Below are 23290 nucleotides of genomic sequence, written 5' to 3'. Positions count from 1 at the left end.
ACTCATTGTTTACCAAGGAGTTTTCCGTTTCGACTGCGCCGGAAGTGGGGCGAATTATAGACGTCCAGAATCTGCCGTCAACCCTTAATTTTGCTTTTCTATCAATTAGTTAGAGTTGATTAAAAAACCACCAATAAAGCGCCGCTAATGCTCTCTATATAGAAGACAGAATTCAGATGACGCCCGCAGCCTTCAATGCGACCACATTCGCCACCCCCAGCCCCAATACTTCCTGAAGCACCTTGGCCGTATGCTCTCCCAGCAGAGGAGGCGCACTACGATACTCCACCGGCGTCTTGGACAACCTTATCGGGCTGGCAACCTGAGGCACCATCCCTGCCAACGAATGAGGCAGCGCCATCGCCAGCCCACGCGCCTTCACCTGAGGATCGGCAAACACCTGCGCCAGGTCATTGATAGGTCCACAAGGCACACCCACCCGCTCCAGCTGCGACACCCACTCCGCCGTCGTCTTGAACACCGTAGCCTGACGTATCAGAGGAATCAGCTGTGCCCGATTGGCCACGCGCACCTTATTAGTAGAAAAGCGTGGATCATCTGCCCACTGTGGCTGCCCAGCCACTTCAGCAAACTTGCGGAACTGCCCGTCATTACCCACCGTCAGGATGAAGTCGCCATCGGCCGTGGGAAAGTCCTGATAAGGCACGATATTCGGATGGGCGTTACCCAGGCGCTTTGGTGGCACACCTGTCGTCAGGTAATTCATCGCCTGGTTGGCCAGGCATGCCACCTGTACATCCAGCAATGCCATATCGATATGTTGCCCGCCACCGTCATGATCCCGATGAGCCAGTGCCGCCAGTATCGCCACGGTCGAGTAGAGCCCCGTGAGAATGTCCGTCAGCGCTACGCCAACCTTCACCGGCCCAGCCCCCTCTTCTCCCTCTGGACGGCCAGTCAGACTCATAAGCCCGCCCAAACCCTGAATCATGAAGTCATAACCAGCACGCGCCGCATAGGGCCCTGTTTGCCCAAACCCCGTAATCGAGCAGTAGATCAGCTCCGGGTTGATCTCCTTGAGCGATTCATAGTCCAGCCCGTAAGCCGCGAGACCACCCACCTTGAAGTTCTCGATCAGGATGTCCGACTTGGCCGCCAGCTCACGCACCAGCGCCTGACCCTCCGGCCGCGTGAAGTCAATTGTCACCGACTCCTTATTGCGATTGGCCGACAGGTAATACGCCGCCTCACTGGTGTTCTCACCATAGGCATCCTTGAGGAAGGGTGGCCCCCAGGCGCGCGTATCGTCGCCGCTGCCCGGCCGCTCGACCTTGATCACCTCAGCCCCAAGGTCCGCAAGGATCTGCCCAGCCCAGGGGCCCGCCAGTACTCGAGATAAATCCAGCACCCGCAGGTGCGAAAGCGCGCCCATGCCGTGCTCCTATTAATAGAACGCCTGAAGACCGGTTTGCGCACGCCCCAGAATCAAGGCATGCACGTCATGAGTGCCCTCGTAGGTATTGACCACCTCAAGGTTGACCAGATGACGCGCCACTCCGAACTCGTCGGAAATCCCATTGCCACCCAACATGTCCCGGGCCATGCGTGCGATGTCCAGGGATTTGCCGCACGAGTTACGCTTCATGATCGAAGTGATCTCAACCGCCGCCGTGCCTTCATCCTTCATGCGCCCCAGACGCAGGCAACCCTGCAGAGCCAGAGTAATCTCGGTTTGCATGTCTGCCAGCTTCTTCTGGATCAACTGAGTTGCCGCCAGTGGACGGCCGAACTGATGGCGATCAAGCGTGTATTGGCGAGCGGTATGCCAGCAAAACTCGGCAGCCCCCAACGCCCCCCAGGAGATGCCATAGCGTGCAGAGTTCAAGCATGTGAAAGGCCCCTTCAAGCCACGCACATCCGGAAAGATGTTCTCTTCCGGCACGAACACGTTGTCCATCACGATTTCACCGGTGATGGAGGCGCGCAGCCCGACCTTGCCGTGAATCGCCGGAGCGCTCAAACCCTTCCAGCCTTTCTCCAGGACAAAGCCACGGATATCGCCGGCATCGTCCTTGCCCCACACAACAAACACATCCGCGATCGGGCTATTGGTGATCCACATCTTTGCGCCCGTCAGGCTGTAGCCACCTTCCACCTTGCGGGCGCGAGTAATCATCGCCCCCGGGTCGGAACCGTGGTTAGGCTCTGTCAGACCAAAACAACCGATCCACTCGCCAGAGGCCAACTTGGGCAGGTACTTCTGCTTCTGCGCCTCAGTGCCGAATTCATTGATCGGCACCATGACCAGTGACGACTGCACACTCATCATCGAACGATAGCCCGAGTCAACACGTTCCACTTCGCGTGCGATCAACCCATAGCTGACGTAATTCAAGCCACTGCCACCGTACTGCTCGGGAATCATCGCGCCGAGCAGGCCCGTCTCGCCCATCTCGCGGAAAATCGCAGGGTCTGTCTTTTCATGGCGGAAGGCCTCGAGCACACGCGGCGCCAACTTGTCCTGAGCAAATTGCTCAGCACTGTCGCGCACCATGCGCTCTTCTTCGGTGAGCTGCTGATCCAGCAGCAGTGGATCGATCCAGTTGAAGCTTGCCTTGCCAGCCATGAATAAGCCCTCGCGGAAGAAAACGGAAGTCGTGGAGCCAGCGTAGGCCCGCCATGCGCGTAGGGCAAACGAGGTTTCCGCATAGGGTTGTGCTAATTTCTCACTTCGAAGCAGCCAAAAATGGCGTATATGCGCCCTAGCAAGTGAGGACACGGTATATGCGCAGGAAAATCCCCAGTACCACCGCTTTGGTCAGTTTTGAAGCGGCAGCCCGCCACGAGAGCTTCACCAAGGCTGCGCAGGAGCTTTCGATCACTCAAGGCGCTATCTGTCGACAGATCGCCAGTCTCGAGGAGTTTTTAAGTGTCGAGCTGTTTCGCCGTTCACGGCGCGGGGTAAAGCTGACAGAGGCGGGTCTGTCGTATAGCCGTCGCGTGGCGACGCAACTGGATGCGGTGGAGCGCGATACGCTTTCCGTCATGGGCCAGCAGGGCGCCAACACCATCGAACTGGCCGTAGTCCCGACGTTCGGCACTCAATGGTTGATTCCTCGCCTCAAGGATTTCCAACGCCAGCACCCCGAGGTCACGGTCAACCTCACGAATCGAACGCGACCTTTCCTGTTTGCCGACACAGAGTTCGACGCCGCCATCTACTTCGGCGACGCCGACTGGTCCGGTACCGAATCCCACCGGCTGATGGGCGAAAATCCTGTACCCGTATGCAGCCCTCGGCTATTGGGTGACCGTGCGCAGTTCAGCGCCCAGGCGATTGCAGAACTGCCGCTCCTGCAGCAAACCACACGACCCTATGCCTGGCGCCAATGGTTCAACGCCCAACATTTGAACATCCCACGCGACATGACAGGCCCCCGTTACGAGCTATTCTCGATGTTGTCCCAAGCGGCCATGCATGACATGGGGATCGCGCTGATCCCCCCGTTCCTTATCCAGCGCGAACTGAACGATGGCCAATTGGTGATCGCAAGCCCCGAGGCGCTGAGCAGCACGAAGGCTTATTACCTGATGATTCCCGACAGAAAAGTCGAATCCGCTTCGTTGCACGCGTTCAGAGACTGGCTCATCGACCAGTCGCAACGCTACAGCTCCAATGTTTAAAGGCTAAAACCGCATTACTGACTTTGTAGTCAATCAACCTACAGTCCTACAGATGTATATATATGTCGCATTTAAACAGAGCGTATCTCAAAGGTAAAAATACAGCTGAAAGCCATTAATTACGTGGCTTAGAGCGACTATTGCAAGCCAATGACCGACCATTCACACCAACCATGCAAAAATATTGGAAAAGCGTGCAAAACCCTTTAAGCCTATGTATTTGAACAGCTTAATTCAGTGCATTGCGACAATCAGTCACAGGGTGACTTGTAGTTAATTTTTCGTCACCCGTCATAATCCCTTGAAGGCCGTAAAGTTCGCCTGCAAAATGCCGCGCCCCGCTGTCATTTCAGCGGGATCGTGCTGATCGGCCGCCCCAGTTGCGCCACTCGCGGTGCACTGGCCTTTTTACAAAAAGATCAAAAGCAAAAAGATCATGCAGGAGATTTGACGTGCACATTGGTGTTCCTCTCGAAACCCAGACCGGTGAAACGCGGGTGGCTGCCACCCCGGAAACCATCAAGAAGCTGATCGGCCAGGGCCATAAGGTCACTGTACAAAGCGGAGCAGGCATCAAGGCCAGCATCGTCGACAGTGCGTATGAAACGGCAGGCGCGACCATTGGCAGTGCCAACGATGCGTTTGGCGCAGAGCTGATTCTCAAGGTGGTAGCCCCCAGCGACAGCGAGCTGACGCTGATCAAAAGTGGCACCGTGTTGGTCGGCATGCTCAATCCGTTCAGCAACGAAACCATTGCCAAGTTGGCCGAGCGCGGTATTACAGCCTTCGCCCTGGAAGCTGCACCGCGCACCTCGCGGGCCCAGAGCCTGGACGTGCTGTCCTCCCAGGCCAACATCGCCGGCTATAAGGCGGTACTGCTCGCCGCTCATCACTATCCGCGCTTCATGCCGATGCTGATGACCGCCGCGGGCACCGTCAAGGCTGCTCGCGTGCTGATCCTCGGCGCCGGTGTGGCGGGCTTGCAGGCCATCGCCACAGCGAAACGCCTGGGTGCCGTCATCGAAGCGTCCGACGTACGCCCGGCCGTAAAAGAGCAGATCGAGTCTCTCGGTGCCAAGTTCGTCGACGTGCCTTACGAAACCGACGAAGAACGCGAATGCGCCGTCGGCGTCGGCGGTTACGCTCGCCCGATGCCCACCAGTTGGATGCAACGCCAGGCCATGGCTGTGCACGAACGCGCCAAGCAAGCTGACATCGTCATCACCACCGCCCTCATCCCAGGCCGTAAAGCTCCGACGTTGCTCAGCGCTGAAACCGTGGCACAGATGAAACCCGGCTCCGTGGTGATCGATCTCGCGGCAGCCCAAGGCGGCAACTGCCCGCTGACCGTCGCCGACCAAGTGGTAGTGGAAAATGGCGTGATCATCTGCGGCCCGACCAACCTGGCCGGTGCCGTCGCTGCCGACGCGTCAGCTTTGTATGCGCGCAACCTGCTGGACTTCCTGAAGCTGGTCTTCACCAAGGAAGGGCAGTTTGAAATCAACCTCGAAGACGACATCGTCGCCGCGTGCCTGATGTGCCGCGACGGCCAAGTCATCCGTAAAAACGCCTAGGCAGGGATTCAGACGATGGAAGAGCTTATCTCCCCCGGTATCTACAACCTGATCATCTTTGTGCTGGCGATTTATGTCGGTTACCACGTGGTCTGGAACGTCACACCCGCACTGCACACGCCGCTGATGGCGGTAACCAACGCGATTTCGGCGATTGTGATCGTCGGCGCCATGCTCGCCGCCGCACTCACCGTGACGCCCCTGGGCAAGACCATGGGCACCCTGGCCGTGGCCTTGGCAGCAGTGAACGTGTTCGGCGGTTTCCTGGTGACGCGCCGCATGCTCGAGATGTTCAAGAAGAAAGCCCCGAAAGCAAAAGAAGAGGCGCCTAAGTAATGAGCATGAATCTGGTTACGACGCTCTACTTGATCGCGTCGATCTGCTTTATCCAGGCCCTTAAAGGCCTGTCACACCCGACCACTTCGCGACGCGGCAACCTGTTCGGCATGCTCGGCATGGCGCTGGCGGTACTCACGACTGTGGGCCTCATCTATAAGCTCGGCGCTGAACTCGCCACTGCTGGTATCGGCTACGTGATTGTCGGCCTGCTGATCGGCGGCACCGCCGGTTCGATCATGGCCAAGCGCGTGGAAATGACCAAGATGCCGGAACTGGTCGCCTTCATGCACAGCATGATCGGCCTGGCTGCAGTGTTCATCGCCATTGCCGCCGTAGTCGAGCCGCAATCACTGGGCATCGTCAAACACCTGGGCGATTCGATCCCTGCCGGTAACCGCCTGGAACTGTTTCTTGGCGCAGCCATCGGTGCCATCACCTTCTCCGGTTCGGTGATTGCGTTCGGCAAGCTGTCGGGCAAGTACAAGTTCCGCCTGTTCCAGGGTGCACCGGTACAGTTCGGCGGCCAACACAAGTTGAACCTGGTGCTCGGCCTGCTGACACTGGGCTTGGGCCTGGCGTTTATGTTCACCGGCAACCTCACCGCCTTCGCGTTGATGCTGGCCCTGGCCTTCGTGCTCGGCGTGCTGATCATCATCCCGATTGGCGGCGCGGACATGCCCGTGGTTGTCTCGATGCTCAACAGCTACTCCGGCTGGGCGGCGGCGGGCATCGGTTTCTCGCTGAACAACTCGATGCTGATCATAGCCGGCTCTCTGGTGGGCTCCAGCGGCGCGATCCTGTCTTACATCATGTGCAAGGCGATGAACCGTTCCTTCTTTAATGTACTGCTCGGCGGTTTCGGCAATGCGCCGGATGCGGGTGCAGCAACGGGCTCAAAAGAAGCACGTCCGGTTAAGTCCGGCTCTGCGGACGATGCAACCTTCCTGCTGACCAACGCCGACACCGTGATCATCGTCCCGGGCTATGGCCTGGCGGTGGCGCGGGCGCAACACGCACTCAAAGAACTGACCGAGAAGCTGACCCACCACGGCGTCACCGTTAAATATGCGATCCACCCAGTGGCAGGCCGCATGCCTGGACACATGAACGTCCTGTTGGCGGAGGCCGAAGTGCCTTACGACCAGGTGTTCGAGATGGAAGACATCAACTCCGAGTTCGGCCAAGCCGACGTGGTGCTGGTGCTGGGCGCGAACGACGTGGTCAACCCGGCCGCCAAGAACGACCCGAACTCGCCGATTGCCGGCATGCCGATCCTCGAAGCGTTCAAAGCCAAGACCATCATCGTCAACAAGCGCTCGATGGCCAGTGGTTATGCTGGGCTGGATAACGAACTGTTCTACCTGGACAAGACCATGATGGTCTTCGGTGATGCCAAGAAGGTCATCGAAGACATGGTCAAAGCCGTCGAGTAACACTGCCTCAGCGCAATACTCGAAACCCCGGCCTGCGATAGGCTGGGGTTTTTTATTGCTGCATGAAACCCGACCAAAGGCTCTAAATCGCTGCCTGGCATTCGACCATGGTAGCGGGCCGAAATTTTTTGAAATCACTAAACTGCGCACCTTGCTTCCGTAGCCTGAGATAAGAATCCATGTACCGTGATCGCATCCGCTTGCCTTCGTTGTTGAACAAGGTCATGAGCGCGGCAGACGCCGCCGCACTGATCGAGGACGGCATGACCGTCGGCATGAGTGGCTTCACCCGTGCGGGTGAAGCCAAGGCCGTCCCTCACGCCCTGGCCGAACGCGCCAAGACGTCGCCGCTGAAAATCACCCTGATGACCGGCGCCAGCCTGGGCAATGACCTGGACAAGCAACTGACCGAAGCGGGCGTACTGTCACGACGCATGCCTTTCCAGGTCGACAGCACCCTGCGTAAGGCAATCAACGCCGGCGAAGTGATGTTCATCGACCAGCACTTGTCGGAAACCGTCGAACAACTGCGCAACAACCAACTCAAGTTGCCGGACATCGCGGTGATTGAAGCGGTGGCGATCACTGAACAAGGGCATATCGTGCCCACCACGTCTGTGGGCAACTCGGCCAGCTTCGCGATTTTTGCCAAACAGGTGATCGTCGAGATCAACCTGGCGCACAATCCGAACCTGGAAGGGTTGCACGACATCTATATCCCAACCTACCGGCCGACGCGCACGCCGATCCCGCTGGTCAAAGTTGATGACCGTATCGGCAGCACCGCGATCCCGATTCCACCGGAAAAGATCGTCGCCATCGTGATCACCCACCAGGCCGACTCCGCCTCCACGGTGACGCCGCCCGACAGCGACACCCAAGGCATCGCCAATCACCTGATCAACTTCCTCAAGCAGGAAGTCGACGCTGGCCGCATGACCAACAAGCTCGGCCCGCTGCAGGCCGGTATCGGCAACATTGCCAACGCGGTGATGTGCGGCTTGATCGAGTCGCCGTTCGAAGACCTGACCATGTATTCGGAAGTGTTGCAGGATTCGACCTTCGACCTGATCGACGCCGGCAAGCTCAGTTTCGCCTCGGGCAGCTCGATCACCTTGTCGGAGCGACGCAACGCCGACGTGTTCGGCAACCTGGAACACTATAAGGACAAGCTGGTACTGCGCCCGCAGGAGATCTCCAACCACCCTGAAGTGGTGCGGCGCCTGGGCATTATCGGCATCAACACCGCGCTGGAGTTCGATATCTACGGCAACGTCAATTCCACCCATGTCTGCGGCACACGGATGATGAACGGCATTGGTGGCTCCGGGGACTTCGCGCGCAATGCGCACTTGGCGATCTTCGTCACCAAGTCGATTGCCAAGGGCGGCGCAATTTCCAGCGTGGTGCCAATGGTCAGCCACGTGGACCACACCGAGCATGACGTCGACATCCTGGTGACCGAGATTGGCCTGGCCGACCTGCGTGGCCTGGCGCCACGGGAACGGGCTAGGGTAATCATCGACAACTGCGTGCACCCGGCCTACCGAGATGCCCTCAACAGTTACTTCGATGCCGCCTGCGCCATCGGCGGGCATACCCCGCACATCCTGCGCGAAGCACTGAGCTGGCACATCAACCTGGAAGAAACCGGGCACATGCTCAAGGCGTGATTGATACAGATCCGAGCTGATGCAAATACAGTTTCATCAGCTCGATGGATTCGCCCCCACTTAATGATAAAACTGTACTACTGTACCGGTCATTTCCTACCGAAATATCCTACGAACCTCACCAAAAATACCTATTTCGCACTATTTCAGTGCGGACAGGTACAGTTGCCCCATTTACGTACAGTACAGCAGCTATAAACAGTTAACTGGCCCCTCACAATACAGGTGAACTGTATCTAGAGAGTGTTGCGCCGGAAGAGGATCATTGGCATCAGTTAAACCACTACCTAATCCCGCCACAAGCGGAAGGATGTCATCATGGAACGTACACTCAGTTCCGAACTGTTCTTCGAAGAAAAAGCTGTTAACACCCAGGCCTCCCTGCCTCTGCGCGTTATCGCCAACCTGATGTTGTGGCAGCGCCGCATCTCCAGCCGCCACCAACTGGCTCGTCTGGATTCGCGTCTGCTGGCTGACGCAGGCATCAGCGAAGCTCAACGCTACGAAGAGCTGAGCAAGCCGTTCTGGCGCTGATTCAGCGCTCGCTGGCCCTGACCTGACGGGTCCACTGCCAGCAACCTGATTTGTCAAAACAAAGCCCGCCCCGGGAAACCGGAGGCGGGCTTTGTTGTTTCCAGGATTCGGATTTTTAACGGAAAACAGAAGCCTAGCGCAGCAATAGGTACAGTTAAAAATATATAACAGTTAAGCGGTACAATTTAACATTGGTGTATCTGTATCGGTCGGAAGCCGCCACCCAACATGGTGTTCCAAGACCTCATGAAAGGTACTCGCCATGAATACGTCACCCCCCCTTTATAAGCGACTGTCACTCCAGGCAGCCTCCATTCTGGCCAAGTGGCTACGCCACGCTTATGAACGACGCCAATTGTCGCAGCTTGATACCCGGGAGCTCTCCGACGTCGGCATCAGTCAGGGCGACCGAATGGCCGAGCTGTCCAAGCCGTTCTGGCGTGACTAGGCAGTCAAGGCGCTTCCCGAACGGATAAGCGGCGGCTTAATATCCATTCACAATGTGGCAAACCGCGCAGTACAGGCGTCTGATCCCCAATGGCTGCCCTGCGCCACCTTATCCGTTCATCTACTGGAGTCATCCCATGTCCCGTCTTCGCCTGCTGAGTGCTGCCACCCTGTTGGCCCTGGCTGCCAACGCCAACGCGAGCAGCTTCATCGTGACTACCGACTCCATCGTCGGCGCGCTGAAGGCCACTTCCGACGCCACCTCCGATGCCACGTCCTCCCTACGTGACAACAAGGTCGTGCGTGCAGCCCGTGACGACGCCGCCAGCTTTGTCGCCAGCGAAGGCGCCATCCGTGGCGTGAAACTGGAAAGCGCCCTGGCCCAGATCCGCCAGCAAGCGCCGCAATTGAACACTGCCACTGATGCACAACTGGCCCAAGCCATCCTGGCCATCTGACGACAAGGCGGACGCCCGGGCGCTGGCTCTCGCCCGGGCATTGCGCTAGCCTTGGCGCTCGTTTTCAGTTGTCGAGTGCCATGGTTTTTTCATACCGCCTTTTAATCGTCCCTGTGATGTTTTCGTTCGCTTGGTCGCCGATGGCTTCAGCCTTTGACCTCACCACCCAGAACACCGTCGTGAGCGCGTATGTCACCAGCAAGGTGACCTCCGCACCCTTCGACAGAAAAGTGATAATGGCCGCCCAGGATGACGCCGCTGCGTTTATCGCCACTGACGGCCAATGGCGGGGCGCGCGGCTGGAGTCGGCATTGGATTATCTGCGCCGTAGCCAACCAAAACTTAACGCCAGCGACCTTGAACTGGCGCAGGCAATTCTCGTCCAATAATCATCCTTATTTTTTGGAGTCATTCCATGCGTAGCCCGCTGATTGCTGCCACCCTGGGCCTGCTGTTGTTGGCCGACATCGCCCAGGCGCATACGCTGGTGGCCACCAGTAACATCATTGTTCGCGCCTCCGGCCGCACCATTGATTTCACCTCGGACACCACCACCTCCATCCGCGACTCCAAGGTCGTGCGCGAAGCCCACGATGACGCCGCCAGTTTCGTCGCCAGCAATGGCGAGATCCGTGGCGCCCACCTTGAGGCCGCCTTCGACGCCCTGCGCACACGCCTGCCGGAAGCCCGCGACGCCAGTGACCAGACCCTCGCCGAAGCCATCCTCGCACTGTGAGGCGAATCGTCGCCTGGCTCCTGGCCGGGGCAGTGCTGCTGTGCGCCAGCGCAGCCCAGGCCAGCCTGCAGCTGCGACTCAAGACCGAAGGTCTGAGCCCGGCTGAACAACAGGCCAGCCAGGCGTTGCTCGACGAAGCGATGCGCTCCCTGCCGCCACGCTTTGTCGAGCAGTTGGACCGGCGCATTGATGTCGGCTGGACCGACAAGATGCCCGAGAACGCCTACGGGCAAGCCTCGCTCGTGTCCGAGCTGGACCTCAACAGCAACCTGCTGGCCAGCCTGACCGACGGTAGCGCCGCCACCCAGAAAACCAATCGCCCCCACGGCACTGTGCGCCGGGAAATGCTCGCCACGGTGCTGCATGAACTGACCCACATCTATGACCGTGCGCGCCTGTGGTCCAAAGAAGACCGCACGCTGATCAATCGCTGCAGCCGCCAGAACAACCTCACCGGCCTGATCGGCCTGCCTGATCAATGCCGTGGCCAGAATGGCCGGCGCTTTACCCTGAGCGATGATCCACGCCTGCTGGACCTGGCCGGTTGGCCGCAATACGTCGGGCGCCGTGGCGAGCGTGAGCAGCACAACCATCAGGTGGCTCGCAGCCCGGACATTTACGAAACCACCAGCCCGCTGGAGTTCGTCGCGGTCAACATGGAGTATTTCCTCCTCGACCCTGGCTACGCCTGCCGCCGTCCCGCGCTGTTCCGCTATTACAAGGAACACTTCGGCTGGGCCCCGCCGCAACAAGACACCTGCGCCAGCACCTACGCGTTCCTCAATGCCGGTAACGATTTTGCCAAGACACCGCTGGGCCATGTGGACCCGGAGCGCGTCTACGAGATCGACTACCTGCTGGCCGAAGCCAACCAGAACCTGGTCAGCCGCTGGGGCCACAGCATGCTGCGCCTGGTGATCTGCGCACCGGGCCGCCCGCGTGGACCGGATTGCCGGCTGGACCTGGACCAGCATCTGGTTCTTTCCTATCGCGCGTTCGTCGGTGACGTACAGCTGTCGAGTTGGGATGGCCTGGTCGGCAAATACCCCTCGCGGCTGTTCGTGCTGCCGCTGGCGCAAGTGATCGATGAATACACCAAGACCGAGCTGCGCGGCCTGGCCTCGGTGCCGTTGAAACTGACCCGCCAGGAAATCAACGATACCGTCGAGCATGCCGCCGAAATGCATTGGAGCTACGACGGCAACTACTTCTTCATCTCCAACAACTGCGCGGTGGAAAGCCTGAAACTGCTACGCAGCGGCAGCGCCAACCCGCAATTGACCGGCCTGGACAACATCACCCCCAATGGCTTGCTCGAGGTGCTGAGCGCACGCGGCCTGGCCGACACCAGTGTGCTGCATGACAAACGCAGGGCATTGCGCCTGGGTTATCACTTCGACTCCTTCCGCGAACGCTACCAAGCCATGTTCGATGTGCTGCGCAAACACCTGCCGATCAAACAGACCCAGGTCGAAGACTGGCTATCCCTGAGCGCCGAGGAGCGTCGCCAGTGGTTCGACCAGGCCGATCTGCGCACCAGCGCCGCGTTGCTGCTGCTGGAGCAGGCGAGCTTTCGCAAGCAGTTGATGCTGGCCCAGGACGAAGTCAAACAACGCTACCTCGGCGCCCGCGAGCTGAAAAACGGTGGCATGGAGAAAGCCAACGCCACGCTGCAACAAATCCTCGCCAACAGCGGCTTCCTCAGTCGCCCGGCTGAACTGCTGGGCAGCGGCGGCTATGGCCTGCCGCAACCTTCGGAAGCCACACGCCTGGAATCGGAAAGCGCCGAACGCCAGAAGCAGCTGCAATCGCTGACCGGCGAATTGGACAAGGAGGTGAGGGCGCTGCTGGAGCCTTCCCGTTCAGCCGAGATAGCCGCCTGTGAAGCCAACCTCAAGCTGGTGGGCGAACACTTGCGCAAGCTGCACAAAGCCGCCGGCGGCCTCGAACTGCCCTAAAAACCTCAAGCAAAATATAGACAAATGTGGGAGGGGGCTTGCCCCCGATAGCGGTGTGTCAGCCTGCGCATGCAGTGACTGGCACCCTGTTATCGGGGGCAAGTCCCCTCCCACATGTTGATCTACATAAATCCAGAGACTGCGTGCATTCCCTTCGTCACCCGTTTACTCAGCGAAAGCTGGCTGAAAGCTTACCCGTCTAGGATCGCCCCCACTGCCGGCAACAGACCGGCTGTTAACAACAACAATGGTGATTCCCGATGTCCGCCCGTACCCGCCTGTTCGCCCCAACTCCACCCGTACGCCTCGTGCCTTTCGTTCTGCGCTGACCGCCACCCGGTTCGCCATTCCCTAGCCGCGCTACGCCTGGAGTATTCCTATGCTGACTTTCCTTGGCTTTGCCATGGTCATCACGTTCATGTTCCTGATCATGACCAAGCGCCTGTCCGCGCTGATCGCCCTGATCATCGTGCCGATCCTGTTCGCGCTGTTCGGTGGCTTCGCACCCGAGATCGGCCCAATGATGCTGGCCGGTATCACCAAGCTTGCGCCCACCGGCGTGATGCTGATGTTCGCCATTCTGTACTTCGCCCTGATGATTGACTCCGGCCTGTTCGACCCGGCCGTGCGCAAGATCCTCAAGATGGTCAAGGGCGACCCGCTGAAAGTCTCGGTCGGCACCGCTGTACTGGCCCTGGTCGTGTCCCTGGACGGTGACGGCGCCACCACCTACATGATCTGCGTGGCCGCCATGTTGCCGCTGTACCAGCGCATCGGCATGAGCCCCCGGATCATGGCCGGCCTGATCATTCTCGCCGGTGGCGTGATGAACATGACCCCTTGGGGTGGCCCGACCGCTCGTGCCGCCAGTGCATTGCATGTGGACCCTTCGGACATTTTCGTACCGATGATCCCGGCGATGGCCGCCGGTGTGGTCGCGATCCTGGCGATCGCCTACCTGTACGGCAAGCGCGAGCGCGCACGTCTGGGCGAACTGCACCTGCAAGGCGATGAGATCGACCACAGCGAGATCAGCGTCTCCCAATACCCGGACGCCCGTCGCCCGAAACTGATCTGGTTCAACGGCGCGCTGACCTTCGCCCTGATGTGCGCGCTGATCGCCGGCCTGCTGCCGCTGCCGGTGCTGTTCATGGTGGCGTTCAGTATCGCGATGATCGTCAACTACCCGTGCCTGCAGATGCAGAAAGACCGCGTCGCCGCCCACTCCGGCAGCGTACTGGCGGTGGTTGGGCTGATCTTCGCGGCCGGTATCTTCACTGGTATCCTGTCGGGTACCGGCATGGTCGATGCCATGTCCAAGAGCCTGCTGGCGGTCATCCCTGATGCATTGGGCCCTTACCTGGCGGTGATCACTGCACTGGTGAGCATGCCGTTCACCTTCTTCATGTCCAACGACGCGTTCTACTATGGCGTACTGCCCGTACTCGCCGAAGCCGCCAGCCACTACGGCATCACGGCTGCAGAAATGGGACGTGCGTCGATCGTCGGACAACCCGTGCACCTGTTGAGCCCACTGGTACCCTCGACCTACCTGTTGGTCGCTTTGGCAGGTATCGAATTTGGCGATCACCAGCGCTTCACCCTCAAGTGGGCAGTGCTGGTATGCCTGTGCATAATGGTCGCCGCTTTGCTGATGGGGATTATTCCGCTTTTCAGCACTCTATAATCCCAAACACCCAACCGCGCGGCGCTGCAGCTTGCGCGGTTTAACACTCGCTTAAAGGAATACACATGGAATGGCTGACCAATCCGGAAATCTGGATTGCCTTCTTCACCCTGACGGCCCTCGAGATCGTCCTGGGCATCGATAACATCATCATGATTTCGATCCTGGTCAGCCGCATGCCCAAGCACATGCAGGCACGCACCCGGATCTTCGGCCTGGCCCTGGCCATGGTCACGCGCATCCTGTTGCTGTTGTCGATCACCTGGGTGATGCAACTGACCGCCGACCTGTTCGTGGTCTTCGGCCAAGGCATCTCCGGTCGCGACCTGATCCTGTTCTTCGGTGGCCTGTTCCTGCTCTGGAAAAGCTCCCAGGAGATGTACCACGCGCTGGAAGGTGAAGACGAAACCCACGACGAGCCGAAGGGCGCCGGTGGCAAGTTCATCTACACCATCATCCAGATCGCGATCATCGACATCGTGTTCTCCCTGGACTCGGTGATCACTGCGGTCGGCATGGTCTCCCATGTACCGGTGATGGTCGCGGCGATTGTCGTGGCGGTATTGGTGATGATGCTGGCAGCCGGCACCATCAGCGAATTCATCGACAAGCACCCGTCGTTGAAGATGCTCGCGCTGTCGTTCCTGCTGGTAGTCGGTACCGTGCTGATCGCCGAATCCTTCGACGTGCACGTGCCAAAAGGCTACGTCTACTTCGCCATGGCGTTCTCGCTGGCGGTGGAAGCGGTGAACATCAAGATGCGCACCGCGATCGCGAAAAAGAAGAAACAGCAGGATCCTGTGAAACTGCGCAAAGACATTCCGGGTCAATAAACCCGAGCCAGACAATTAAGGGGCCTGCACAGGCCCCTTATTTTTATCCGCAAAAAGCTGATTTCATGACAGTTTTATTTCAATCCCCACTTTAGCTATGCGATGCTGGCGCAGAGCGCATTCGCCAACTACAGCTTAAGTACAAGACGTAGAGCGGCACGCGGCAACTTTCCTTCGCTCATTTTCGAGCGCACCCACACGGGGGGCCGAGCATGCTGACCTTGCTCAATCTGCTTTCCGCCGTGACCCTGCTTATCTGGGGCACGCATATCGTCCGTACCGGCATCCTGCGGGTCTACGGTTCCAACTTGCGCCAAGTCATCGGGCAGAACATGTCCAAGCGCTGGCTGGCGTTTATCGCCGGTATCCTGGTGACAGCCATGGTGCAGAGCAGCAACGCCACGGCAATGCTGGTCACGTCCTTTGTCGGCCAGGGCCTGATGGGGCTGATGCCCGCCCTGGCGACCATGCTCGGCGCCGACGTCGGTACCGCGCTGATGGCGCGGGTGCTGACGTTTGATTTGTCTTGGCTGTCGCCGCTGCTGATTTTTCTCGGGGTGATCTTCTTCCTGTCACGCAAACAGACGCGGGCAGGGCAGTTGGGCCGGGTGGGTATCGGTCTCGGGCTGATCATCCTCGCACTGCAATTGATTGTGGAAGCGGCCGGGCCGATTACCCATGCCCAGGGCGTCAAAGTCATCTTCGCGTCGTTGACCGGCGATATCCTGCTCGACGCCCTGGTCGGCGCCTTGTTCGCGATGATTTCCTATTCCAGCCTGGCCGCCGTCCTGCTGACGGCCACCCTGGCCGGCGCCGGTGTGATCGGCCTGCACGTGGCCATCGGCCTGGTGATCGGCGCCAACATCGGCAGCGGCGTGCTGGCGTTCCTCAGCACCAGCATGCAGAACGCTGCCGGACGCCAGGTAGCCTTGGGCAGCCTGTTGTACAAATTGATCGGCCTGCTGCTGATCATCCCGGTGCTCGACCCGCTCGTACGCTGGATGGATGGCCTGGACTACAGCGCGCAAGGCATGGTCATCACCTTCCACCTGCTCTACAACGTCAGCCGTTGCCTGATCCTGTTGCCGACCATTGGCCCGATGGCCCGCTTGTGTGCCTGGTTGCTGCCTGAGCGCGAAGAGGTGAACGGCAAGGCCAAACCACGCCATCTGGACCTGGCCGCCCTGGCCACACCCAGCCTGGCACTGGCCAACGCTGCCCGCGAGACCCTGCGCCTGGGGGACCTGATCGACAATATGCTCACCGCCATGCTCGAAGTGCTGCGCGGCAAGCAGACCGCCATCACCCAGGAAATGCGCAGCCTCAGCGATGATGTCGAAGCGCTGTACAGCGCGATCAAACTCTACCTGGCACAAATGCCCCGGGAAGATCTCAGTGAACACGACAATCGGCGCTGGGCCGAGATCATCGAACTGTCGATCAACCTTAAACTGGCCGGCGACCTGATCGAACGCATGCTGCGCAAAGTCCAGCAGCAGAAAACCTCCCAGCGTCGTCAGTTCTCCGAAGTGGGCCTGGAAGAACTCACCGGCCTGCACAGCCAGTTGATCGCCAACCTGCGCCTGGGGTTGTCGGTGTTCCTCAGCGCCGACCCGGAAAGCGCCCGCCAGTTGCTGCGCGAGAAGCGCCGCTTCCGCGCCCAGGAACGGCGCCTGGCCCACGCCCATGTCAGCCGCCTTCAGCGCAAGATCGTCCAGAGCCTGGAGACCAGCTCTCTGCACCTGGAACTGATTGCCGATATGAAACGCCTGAACTCGTTGTTTTGCAGCAGTGCTTATGTAGTGTTGGAAACGTCTGACACCGGCGCGCTCTCCGCCGAAGATATTGCCGACATCACACATTCGCCCTGAACGTACGGTGGCCCGTGAAGTCAGTTAAAAAATGACCTCACTCGCCAGGAAGCTTGTTATGCGTCGCCTGTTGTTCGCTTGCCTGCTCATGGGATCTGCCCACGCCTTTGCCTTTGACCGCCTGCAAGTCGAGGGCTACACCTTGCCCAACGGCCTGCAATTGTTGCTCAAACCCGGCACCGAACGCGGGCATGTAGCGATCCGCCTGGTGGTCGGTGTAGGCCTGGATGACTTCAACTGCGCAGACAAAGAGCTGCCGCACCTGCTCGAACACTTGCTGTTCAGCGGCATCGACGGCGGTGGCGAAGCCGAGCTGGAAGACCGTATGCAAGCCCTGGGCGGCGAGTGGAATGCCTACACCAGCAACGCCGATACCACCTTTGTGATCGAGGCGCCCGCGCAAAACCAGCGCAAAGTGCTGGACCTGCTGCTGGCGATCATCACCCGCACCGAACTGACCGACGCCAATATCAACGCCGCCAAGCGGGTAGTGGAGCGCGAAGACGGCGGCCACTACTCACACTTGCAACGCCTGTTGGACCGCCAAGACCTGGGCCACACCGCCAGCAACCAATTGGCCGTCGAACTGGGGCTCAAATGCGCCGAGCGCGCCGAAGTCGATCACCTGACCCGCGACCAGCTGGAGAACCTGCGCGCACGCTGGTACGCCCCCAACAACATGACCCTGATTATCGTCGGCGACCTCGACAAACTGCTGCCCGCCTACCTGGAACGCACCTACGGCCAACTCGATCCGGTCGACCCCACTGAGCATCCGGCGCTGCCGGAAATACAACACGCCGCTGCCAGCCATCGCGAGTTGATCCACGGCTGGGTCGGCAACAGCGCCAAATTGCACTGGTTATTTCCCGAACCGGTGCTGGACGAGGGGCATGATGAAACCTACGACCTGCTCAAGGATTACCTCGACTGGGCGCTGTACCGCCAACTGCGTCTCAAGCACGGTTTGTCCTACGGCCCCTGGAGCGAGCGCGAAGTACTCGGCGGTGTCGGGTTCCTCAGCCTGAATGCCGACTTAGAGCGGGAAAATCTTCCCGAAGCGGAACACGTACTCCAGGACCTCAAGGCCCGACTGCTCAAGGACGGCCTCGACCCAGCGGTATTTGCGCGCCTGCAACAAGCTGCCATTGCGCGCCAGGCGTGGGCCGTGCAAGGCAACAGCGCCTTGGCCGACTACTACTGGAGCGCGTCCGGCGATTACAACAACGGCCACTTCAGTGACCCGGCCAAGCGCATCAAGGCCGTGAGCCTGGACCAGACCAACCAGGCCATGCGTGAAGTGTTCAAGCAGCCCGGTTACTGGCGTATCGAAAAACCGCTGCTCAGCTACGACATGCTGAGCTGGATCGGCGCCGCAGTGCTGGGACTGATCGCCTTTGTGCTGATCGGCGTGCGGCTTTATCGCAAACGGATTGCGCAATGAGGCACCGGACAACGGCCTAAGACGTTATTCTGTCTGGGATTTTTTCCTACAAGACTGTGAACCGCCGAATGCCAAACCTGACCCACTTAATCCAGCGCATCCTCGAGCTGATCAAGCGCTACCCAGGGGTGATTGCACTCGGCGGTTTTATCTCAGGCGTGGGCAGCTTCATTCTGGTGGATCGCCAGCAGGGCATGGCCAGCTGGATTGCGGTGATCATGCTGGTGAGCTGGCTGTGGCTGATGCTGGAAAACAGCTTCACCCAGCTGTTCACCAGGATTTTCAAGCGCGAAATCCCCGAACCGCTGTTGCGCTACGCGACCCAGATGATCCACCAGGAAAGTCTGTTTTTCGTGCTGCCGTTCTTTTTCGTCACCACCGCGTGGAACAGTGGCCAATCGGTATTCACGGGCTTGCTTGGCGCCGCGGCGCTGATCTCGATCACCGACCCGCTTTACTACAAGTGGCTGGCGCCCAAGCGCTCGCTGTTCCTTGCACTGCACACCTTTACGCTGTTCGCGGCGCTGCTCACCGCGTTGCCGATCATCCTGCACCTGACCACCGCCGAGAGTTACAAACTGGCCCTCGGCGTGGCCATGGCACTGTCGATCCCCAGCCTGGCGGTAAGCCTGCCGCTGCGTAGCGTCAAAGGCTGGGCGATGCTGCTCGGGGTGACCGCCGCCATCGGCTGCGCCGGGTGGTTCCTGCGCAGTTGGGTGCCTCCGGCCACCTTGTGGATGACCGAAGTGGCCATCAGCACCCAACTGCAGGACCGCACGCCAGGCGACGACCTCAAGGAAGTCACTGCCGCCCAACTGCGCAGCGGTGGGCTGTACGCCTATACCGCGATCAATGCGCCGCGTGGACTGGATGAACGCATTTACCACGTGTGGAAATTCAATGGCCAAGAGGTCGACCGCATCGCCCTGGATATCCACGGCGGGCGCAAAGAGGGTTACCGCGCGTGGACCCACAAGCAGAACTTCCCGGCCGACGCCGTGGGCCGCTGGCAGGTACGGGTGCTGACCGAAGACGGGCAGGTGATCGGTGTGCTGCGCTTCAAGGTGACGGACTCAGCACAAACGGACAACCCAAAGTAGGCCGTATCGTGCTATTACGTAGGAATTGTGGATAGCCAAACAAGCTCGGAGCTTATGACCCCCCCTACAACGGCCGGCGCAGCCCACCTCGATACGTCCACCACCCCGCCACAACTGCGGATTACGGGGGACTGGACGCTTGCCCACTATGCCAGTCTGAAAAAGCTGTCGGACAAGCTCGACGGCCAATACGACGCCGGCGCGCGCATCGACCTCAACGGCCTCGGCGCCCTGGATACCGCGGGCGCCTCGTTGCTGGTGGAACTGCTGGGACCGACCCGCATCGAGCAGTCCGCCGAGCAGACCGATTGCAGCTTGTCTGCCGCCGACCGCGCGCTGCTCAAGACCGTCTACCGTTCCCTGAATGATTTTTGCGTGCCGGAAAAAGCCCCGGAAGAAGCGGCGGGCATTCAGGTTCTGGCACGTATCGGCCGTGCGGTGGACACGGTCTGGCAGGACACCAAGAAACTCCTGGGTTTCGTCGGCCTGATTCTCGAAACCTTCGCCCGTAGCATCTTGCGCCCCAAGCGCTGGCGCGTGACGCCCATGGTTGCGCACCTCGAACAGGTCGGACTGGATGCCGCGCCCATCGTGGCTTTGCTGACGTTCCTGGTGGGTGCGGTGGTGGCCTTCCTCGGCGCCACGGTGCTCAAGAGCTTCGGTGCGACGATCTTCACGGTAGACCTGGTGGCGTTCTCTTTCCTACGGGAATTCGGCGTCTTGCTCACCGCGATCCTGATCGCCGGCCGCACCGCCAGTGCCTTTACCGCACAGATCGGCTCGATGAAGGCCAACGAAGAAATCGACGCGATCCGCACCCTGGGCCTGGACCCGATGGAACTGCTGGTACTGCCCCGCGTGCTGGCGCTGCTGGTGGCGCTGCCGATGCTGACGTTCCTGGCAATGCTCTCAGGCATCATCGGCGGCGGCGTGGTGTGCGCGGTGGCCCTGGATATTTCGCCGGCGATGTTCCTCTCGCTGCTGCAATCGGACATCGGCGTGCAGCACTTCCTCGTGGGTATGGTGAAAGCGCCGATCTTTGCGTTCCTGATCGCTGCGATTGGTTGCCTGGAAGGCTTCAAGGTCAGCGGCAGCGCCGAATCGGTCGGTGCCCACACCACCTCCAGCGTGGTGCAATCGATCTTTGTGGTGATCGTGATGGATGCCGTGGCCGCGCTGTTTTTCATGGAGATGGGCTGGTGAGTCGTCTACACCGAGCGCCCAGTGAGGCGGTGATTGAAGTGCGCGGCCTGTGCAATCGCTTTGGCAGCCAGAGCGTGCATGAAAACCTCGACCTGGATTTGTACAAGGGCGAGATCCTCGCAGTGGTTGGCGGCTCCGGCAGCGGCAAGTCGGTGCTGTTGCGCAGCATTGTCGGCCTGCGTCGTCCCAGCGAAGGTGAGGTGCGGGTGTTCGGCAAGAACCTGCCAAGCCTGCCGGAGCACGAACGCTCTTTGGTGGAACGACGCTTTGGCGTGCTATTCCAGAAGGGCGCGTTGTTTTCCTCGCTGACCGTTACCGAAAACGTCGCGCTGCCCTTGATCGAACACGCCGGCCTCAGCCGCCGCGACGCCGAGCACTTGGCCGCCGTCAAGCTGGCCCTGGCCGGGCTGCCATTGTCGGCGGCGGACAAATATCCGGCCTCGCTGTCCGGCGGCATGATCAAGCGCGCCGCCCTGGCCCGCGCATTGGCGCTGGACCCGGACATTCTGTTCCTCGACGAACCCACGGCGGGCCTCGACCCCATCGGTGCGGCGCAATTCGACCAACTGATCCTGACCCTGCGCGATGCGCTGGGCCTGAGCGTATTCCTGGTCACCCACGACCTGGACACGCTGTACACCATTACCGACCGCGTGGCGGTGCTGGCACAGAAGAAAGTGCTGGTGGCCGATGCCATCGATGTTGTCTCGGAAACCGACGACGCGTGGATCCACGAATATTTCCACGGCCCCCGTGGCCGCGCGGCATTGGATGCCGCTCAATCGCTCAACGAGGTATGACATGGAAACCCGAGCCCATCATGTGATGATCGGTCTGTTCAGTGTGATCGTGGTGGTCGGCGCGATGCTGTTCGGCCTGTGGCTGGCCAAGTCCAGCGTCGACAGCGCCTTCCAGGACTACGAAGTGATCTTCAACGAGGCGGTCAGCGGCCTGTCCCAGGGCAGCTCGGTGCAGTACAGCGGGATCAAGGTGGGCGACGTGATCAGCCTGAGCCTGGACCCCAAGGACCCGCGCCGCGTGCTCGCGCGCATCCGCCTGGCCGGGCAGACGCCGATCAAGGAAGACACCCAGGCCAAGCTCGCCCTGACCGGTATCACCGGCACCTCGATCATCCAGCTCAGTGGCGGCACCCCGCAGAGTCCCGAGCTCAAGGGCAAGGACGGCAACCTGCCGCAGATCATAGCCTCGCCATCGCCCATCGCGCGCTTACTGAACAACAGCAACGACCTGATGACCAGCGTCAACCTGCTGTTGCACAACGCCAATCACATGTTCTCCCGCGAGAACGTCGAGCGCTTGAGCAACACCCTGGAGAACCTGCAGCAAACCACCGGCGCGATTGCCGACCAGCGCGGCGATATCAAGGTGGTGATGCAGCAACTGATGCTGGTGAGCAAGCAGGCGACTGCGGCGCTGGAACAGACCACCGTGCTCATGCGCAACGCCAATGGCTTGCTCAACGAACAAGGCAAGCAGGCCTTCGGCAGCGCCGAGCAGGCCATGAAATCCCTTGAACAAAGCACCGCGACCATCAACACCTTGTTGACCAACAACAAGGACTCGGTGAACAGCGGCATGCAAGGCCTTAACGAACTGGCGCCGGCCGTGCGCGAGCTGCGCGAAACCCTGGGTTCGCTGCGCGCCATCTCCCGCCGCCTGGAAGCCAACCCCAGCGGTTACCTGCTGGGCAGCGACAAGAACAAGGAGTTCACGCCATGAAGCGTGCTTACACAATGATCGCCCCTTTGGCCCTGGCACTGGTGAGCGCGTGTTCGATCCTGCCCAAGGCCGACCCTTCGGATGTGTATCGCCTGGCCGCGGCGCAGACCGCCAGCCAGGGCGCGCCGGTCAGCTGGTCACTGCGTGTGAACAAGCCGCAGACCAGCGAGTTTCTCGACAGCCCGCGCATTGCCGTGGTGCCCACTGGCGACCTGATCAGCAGCTATGCGAACTCGCGCTGGAGCGATCCGGCGCCGGTGCTGTTGCGCAACCGCTTCATGGACGGCTTCCAGCGTGATGGCCGGGTGACGCTGCTGAGCACCGATGACACCAACCTGCAGTCCGACTACGAACTGGGTGGGCAATTGCAGGCGTTCCAGAGTGAATATCACGGCGGTGCGGTAGAGGTGGTGATTCGCCTGGATGCGCGGCTGGTACGCGGCAGTGATCAACGGATCGTGGCCAGCCGACGGTTTGAGGTGAGGCAGCCGGTGAGCGACACCAAGGTGCCGGCAGTGGTTGCCGGGTTTGGGCAGGCGGGGGATCAATTGAATAAGCAGGTGGTAGGGTGGGTTGTTCAGCAAGGCAATAGTGCAGCTAAACACTGAGGGCCTC

22 protein-coding genes are annotated in these 23290 nt (G+C 60.1%); 20 read left to right on the top strand and 2 right to left on the bottom strand.

The genetic code is table 11. From position 1 onward, the window contains the following. Positions 1-172: 172 nt before the first annotated feature. Both BFN10_RS19085 and BFN10_RS19080 read right to left on the bottom strand, forming a co-directional pair. On the bottom strand, positions 173-1393 hold the full coding sequence (locus BFN10_RS19085; RefSeq protein WP_071490973.1) for a CaiB/BaiF CoA transferase family protein: 1221 nt from the start codon (positions 1391-1393) through the stop codon (positions 173-175). A 12-nt stretch (positions 1394-1405) separates the two neighbouring features. Next, positions 1406-2587, bottom strand: a complete 1182-nt coding sequence (locus BFN10_RS19080) for an acyl-CoA dehydrogenase (RefSeq protein ID WP_003170842.1) — start codon at positions 2585-2587, stop codon at positions 1406-1408. A 158-nt stretch (positions 2588-2745) separates the two neighbouring features. On the opposite strand from BFN10_RS19080, the gene BFN10_RS19075 reads away from it, so the two are divergent. From BFN10_RS19075 to BFN10_RS18980, 20 genes are all read left to right on the top strand, one after another. After that, entirely contained in the window at positions 2746-3645 is a 900-nt protein-coding gene (locus tag BFN10_RS19075; RefSeq protein WP_071490972.1) for a LysR family transcriptional regulator, read from the top strand. Positions 3646-4097: 452 nt separating this feature from the next. Beyond that, on the top strand, positions 4098-5219 hold the full coding sequence (locus BFN10_RS19070; RefSeq protein ID WP_071490971.1) for a Re/Si-specific NAD(P)(+) transhydrogenase subunit alpha: 1122 nt from the start codon (positions 4098-4100) through the stop codon (positions 5217-5219). Between the two features lie 15 nt (positions 5220-5234). Then, positions 5235-5555, top strand: a complete 321-nt coding sequence (locus tag BFN10_RS19065) for an NAD(P) transhydrogenase subunit alpha part 2 (RefSeq protein ID WP_003220416.1) — start codon at positions 5235-5237, stop codon at positions 5553-5555. Beyond that, positions 5555-6991 carry an NAD(P)(+) transhydrogenase (Re/Si-specific) subunit beta gene (locus BFN10_RS19060; RefSeq protein WP_071490970.1) on the top strand — a complete coding sequence of 479 codons (1437 nt, stop codon included), beginning with the start codon at positions 5555-5557 and terminating at the stop codon, positions 6989-6991. The genes BFN10_RS19065 and BFN10_RS19060 overlap by 1 nt, the downstream gene beginning before the upstream one ends. Before the next feature lie 179 nt (positions 6992-7170). Then, positions 7171-8664: an acetyl-CoA hydrolase/transferase family protein gene (locus BFN10_RS19055; RefSeq protein WP_071490969.1), complete on the top strand. Its 1494-nt coding sequence runs from the start codon at positions 7171-7173 to the stop codon at positions 8662-8664. A 318-nt stretch (positions 8665-8982) separates the two neighbouring features. Then, positions 8983-9198, top strand: coding sequence for a DUF1127 domain-containing protein (locus tag BFN10_RS19050; RefSeq protein WP_012721550.1), 216 nt, complete (start codon positions 8983-8985; stop codon positions 9196-9198). Between the two features lie 262 nt (positions 9199-9460). Next, the gene (locus BFN10_RS19045; RefSeq protein WP_071490968.1) at positions 9461-9646 is read left to right on the top strand and encodes a DUF1127 domain-containing protein; all 186 of its coding nucleotides are present in this window, start codon (positions 9461-9463) and stop codon (positions 9644-9646) included. Between the two features lie 136 nt (positions 9647-9782). After that, positions 9783-10103: a DUF2388 domain-containing protein gene (locus BFN10_RS19040; RefSeq protein ID WP_071490967.1), complete on the top strand. Its 321-nt coding sequence runs from the start codon at positions 9783-9785 to the stop codon at positions 10101-10103. 80 nt (positions 10104-10183) lie between these two features. Beyond that, positions 10184-10492, top strand: coding sequence for a DUF2388 domain-containing protein (locus tag BFN10_RS19035; RefSeq protein WP_071490966.1), 309 nt, complete (start codon positions 10184-10186; stop codon positions 10490-10492). A 26-nt stretch (positions 10493-10518) separates the two neighbouring features. Then, positions 10519-10839 (top strand): DUF2388 domain-containing protein, encoded by a 321-nt coding sequence (locus BFN10_RS19030; RefSeq protein ID WP_071490965.1) that lies wholly within the window; start codon positions 10519-10521, stop codon positions 10837-10839. After that, positions 10836-12797, top strand: coding sequence for a DUF7844 domain-containing protein (locus BFN10_RS19025; RefSeq protein WP_071490964.1), 1962 nt, complete (start codon positions 10836-10838; stop codon positions 12795-12797). Before BFN10_RS19030 ends, BFN10_RS19025 begins: the two co-directional genes overlap by 4 nt. Positions 12798-13176: 379 nt before the next feature. Beyond that, a complete protein-coding gene (locus BFN10_RS19020; RefSeq protein ID WP_071490963.1) occupies positions 13177-14484 on the top strand; it encodes a CitMHS family transporter in 1308 nt (435 codons plus the stop codon). A 65-nt stretch (positions 14485-14549) separates the two neighbouring features. Continuing rightward, positions 14550-15317 (top strand): TerC family protein, encoded by a 768-nt coding sequence (locus tag BFN10_RS19015; protein WP_014716354.1) that lies wholly within the window; start codon positions 14550-14552, stop codon positions 15315-15317. Between the two features lie 212 nt (positions 15318-15529). Next, positions 15530-17188, top strand: coding sequence for a Na/Pi cotransporter family protein (locus BFN10_RS19010; protein ID WP_058424447.1), 1659 nt, complete (start codon positions 15530-15532; stop codon positions 17186-17188). Between the two features lie 58 nt (positions 17189-17246). Next, positions 17247-18632: a M16 family metallopeptidase gene (locus BFN10_RS19005; RefSeq protein ID WP_071490962.1), complete on the top strand. Its 1386-nt coding sequence runs from the start codon at positions 17247-17249 to the stop codon at positions 18630-18632. A gap of 68 nt (positions 18633-18700) precedes the next feature. Continuing rightward, a complete protein-coding gene (locus BFN10_RS19000; protein ID WP_071490961.1) occupies positions 18701-19732 on the top strand; it encodes a DUF5924 family protein in 1032 nt (343 codons plus the stop codon). 54 nt (positions 19733-19786) lie between these two features. Continuing rightward, positions 19787-20935 (top strand): ABC transporter permease, encoded by a 1149-nt coding sequence (locus BFN10_RS18995; protein WP_071490960.1) that lies wholly within the window; start codon positions 19787-19789, stop codon positions 20933-20935. After that, on the top strand, positions 20932-21735 hold the full coding sequence (locus BFN10_RS18990) for an ABC transporter ATP-binding protein (protein WP_071490959.1): 804 nt from the start codon (positions 20932-20934) through the stop codon (positions 21733-21735). The genes BFN10_RS18995 and BFN10_RS18990 overlap by 4 nt, the downstream gene beginning before the upstream one ends. Position 21736: 1 nt before the next feature. After that, entirely contained in the window at positions 21737-22675 is a 939-nt protein-coding gene (locus BFN10_RS18985) for an MlaD family protein (protein WP_071490958.1), read from the top strand. Next, positions 22672-23283: an ABC-type transport auxiliary lipoprotein family protein gene (locus BFN10_RS18980; RefSeq protein ID WP_071490957.1), complete on the top strand. Its 612-nt coding sequence runs from the start codon at positions 22672-22674 to the stop codon at positions 23281-23283. Before BFN10_RS18985 ends, BFN10_RS18980 begins: the two co-directional genes overlap by 4 nt. The last annotated feature ends 7 nt before the right edge of the window (positions 23284-23290 follow it).

Source organism: Pseudomonas extremorientalis, assembly GCF_001870465.1.
GTDB classification, from domain to species: domain Bacteria; phylum Pseudomonadota; class Gammaproteobacteria; order Pseudomonadales; family Pseudomonadaceae; genus Aquipseudomonas; species Aquipseudomonas extremorientalis.
The sequence above is the reverse complement of the archived record's forward strand: the minus strand, read 5'-3'. Positions and strand labels throughout refer to the sequence as shown.

Excerpts from the sequence above, each read along its gene's own strand:
- BFN10_RS19040 (WP_071490967.1), top strand. The coding sequence starts at position 9,783 with ATGTCCCGTCTTCGCCTGCTGAGTGCTGCCACCCTGTTGGCCCTGGCT.
- BFN10_RS18985 (WP_071490958.1), top strand. The coding sequence starts at position 21,737 with ATGGAAACCCGAGCCCATCATGTGATGATCGGTCTGTTCAGTGTGATC.
- BFN10_RS19035 (WP_071490966.1), top strand. The coding sequence starts at position 10,184 with ATGGTTTTTTCATACCGCCTTTTAATCGTCCCTGTGATGTTTTCGTTC.
- BFN10_RS19020 (WP_071490963.1), top strand. The coding sequence starts at position 13,177 with ATGCTGACTTTCCTTGGCTTTGCCATGGTCATCACGTTCATGTTCCTG.
- BFN10_RS19085 (WP_071490973.1), bottom strand. The coding sequence starts at position 1,393 with ATGGGCGCGCTTTCGCACCTGCGGGTGCTGGATTTATCTCGAGTACTG.
- BFN10_RS18980 (WP_071490957.1), top strand. The coding sequence starts at position 22,672 with ATGAAGCGTGCTTACACAATGATCGCCCCTTTGGCCCTGGCACTGGTG.
- BFN10_RS19005 (WP_071490962.1), top strand. The coding sequence starts at position 17,247 with ATGCGTCGCCTGTTGTTCGCTTGCCTGCTCATGGGATCTGCCCACGCC.
- BFN10_RS18995 (WP_071490960.1), top strand. The coding sequence starts at position 19,787 with ATGACCCCCCCTACAACGGCCGGCGCAGCCCACCTCGATACGTCCACC.
- BFN10_RS19000 (WP_071490961.1), top strand. The coding sequence starts at position 18,701 with ATGCCAAACCTGACCCACTTAATCCAGCGCATCCTCGAGCTGATCAAG.
- BFN10_RS19060 (WP_071490970.1), top strand. The coding sequence starts at position 5,555 with ATGAGCATGAATCTGGTTACGACGCTCTACTTGATCGCGTCGATCTGC.
- BFN10_RS19075 (WP_071490972.1), top strand. The coding sequence starts at position 2,746 with ATGCGCAGGAAAATCCCCAGTACCACCGCTTTGGTCAGTTTTGAAGCG.
- BFN10_RS19015 (WP_014716354.1), top strand. The coding sequence starts at position 14,550 with ATGGAATGGCTGACCAATCCGGAAATCTGGATTGCCTTCTTCACCCTG.
- BFN10_RS19045 (WP_071490968.1), top strand. The coding sequence starts at position 9,461 with ATGAATACGTCACCCCCCCTTTATAAGCGACTGTCACTCCAGGCAGCC.
- BFN10_RS19065 (WP_003220416.1), top strand. The coding sequence starts at position 5,235 with ATGGAAGAGCTTATCTCCCCCGGTATCTACAACCTGATCATCTTTGTG.
- BFN10_RS19055 (WP_071490969.1), top strand. The coding sequence starts at position 7,171 with ATGTACCGTGATCGCATCCGCTTGCCTTCGTTGTTGAACAAGGTCATG.
- BFN10_RS19080 (WP_003170842.1), bottom strand. The coding sequence starts at position 2,587 with ATGGCTGGCAAGGCAAGCTTCAACTGGATCGATCCACTGCTGCTGGAT.
- BFN10_RS19050 (WP_012721550.1), top strand. The coding sequence starts at position 8,983 with ATGGAACGTACACTCAGTTCCGAACTGTTCTTCGAAGAAAAAGCTGTT.
- BFN10_RS19010 (WP_058424447.1), top strand. The coding sequence starts at position 15,530 with ATGCTGACCTTGCTCAATCTGCTTTCCGCCGTGACCCTGCTTATCTGG.
- BFN10_RS19030 (WP_071490965.1), top strand. The coding sequence starts at position 10,519 with ATGCGTAGCCCGCTGATTGCTGCCACCCTGGGCCTGCTGTTGTTGGCC.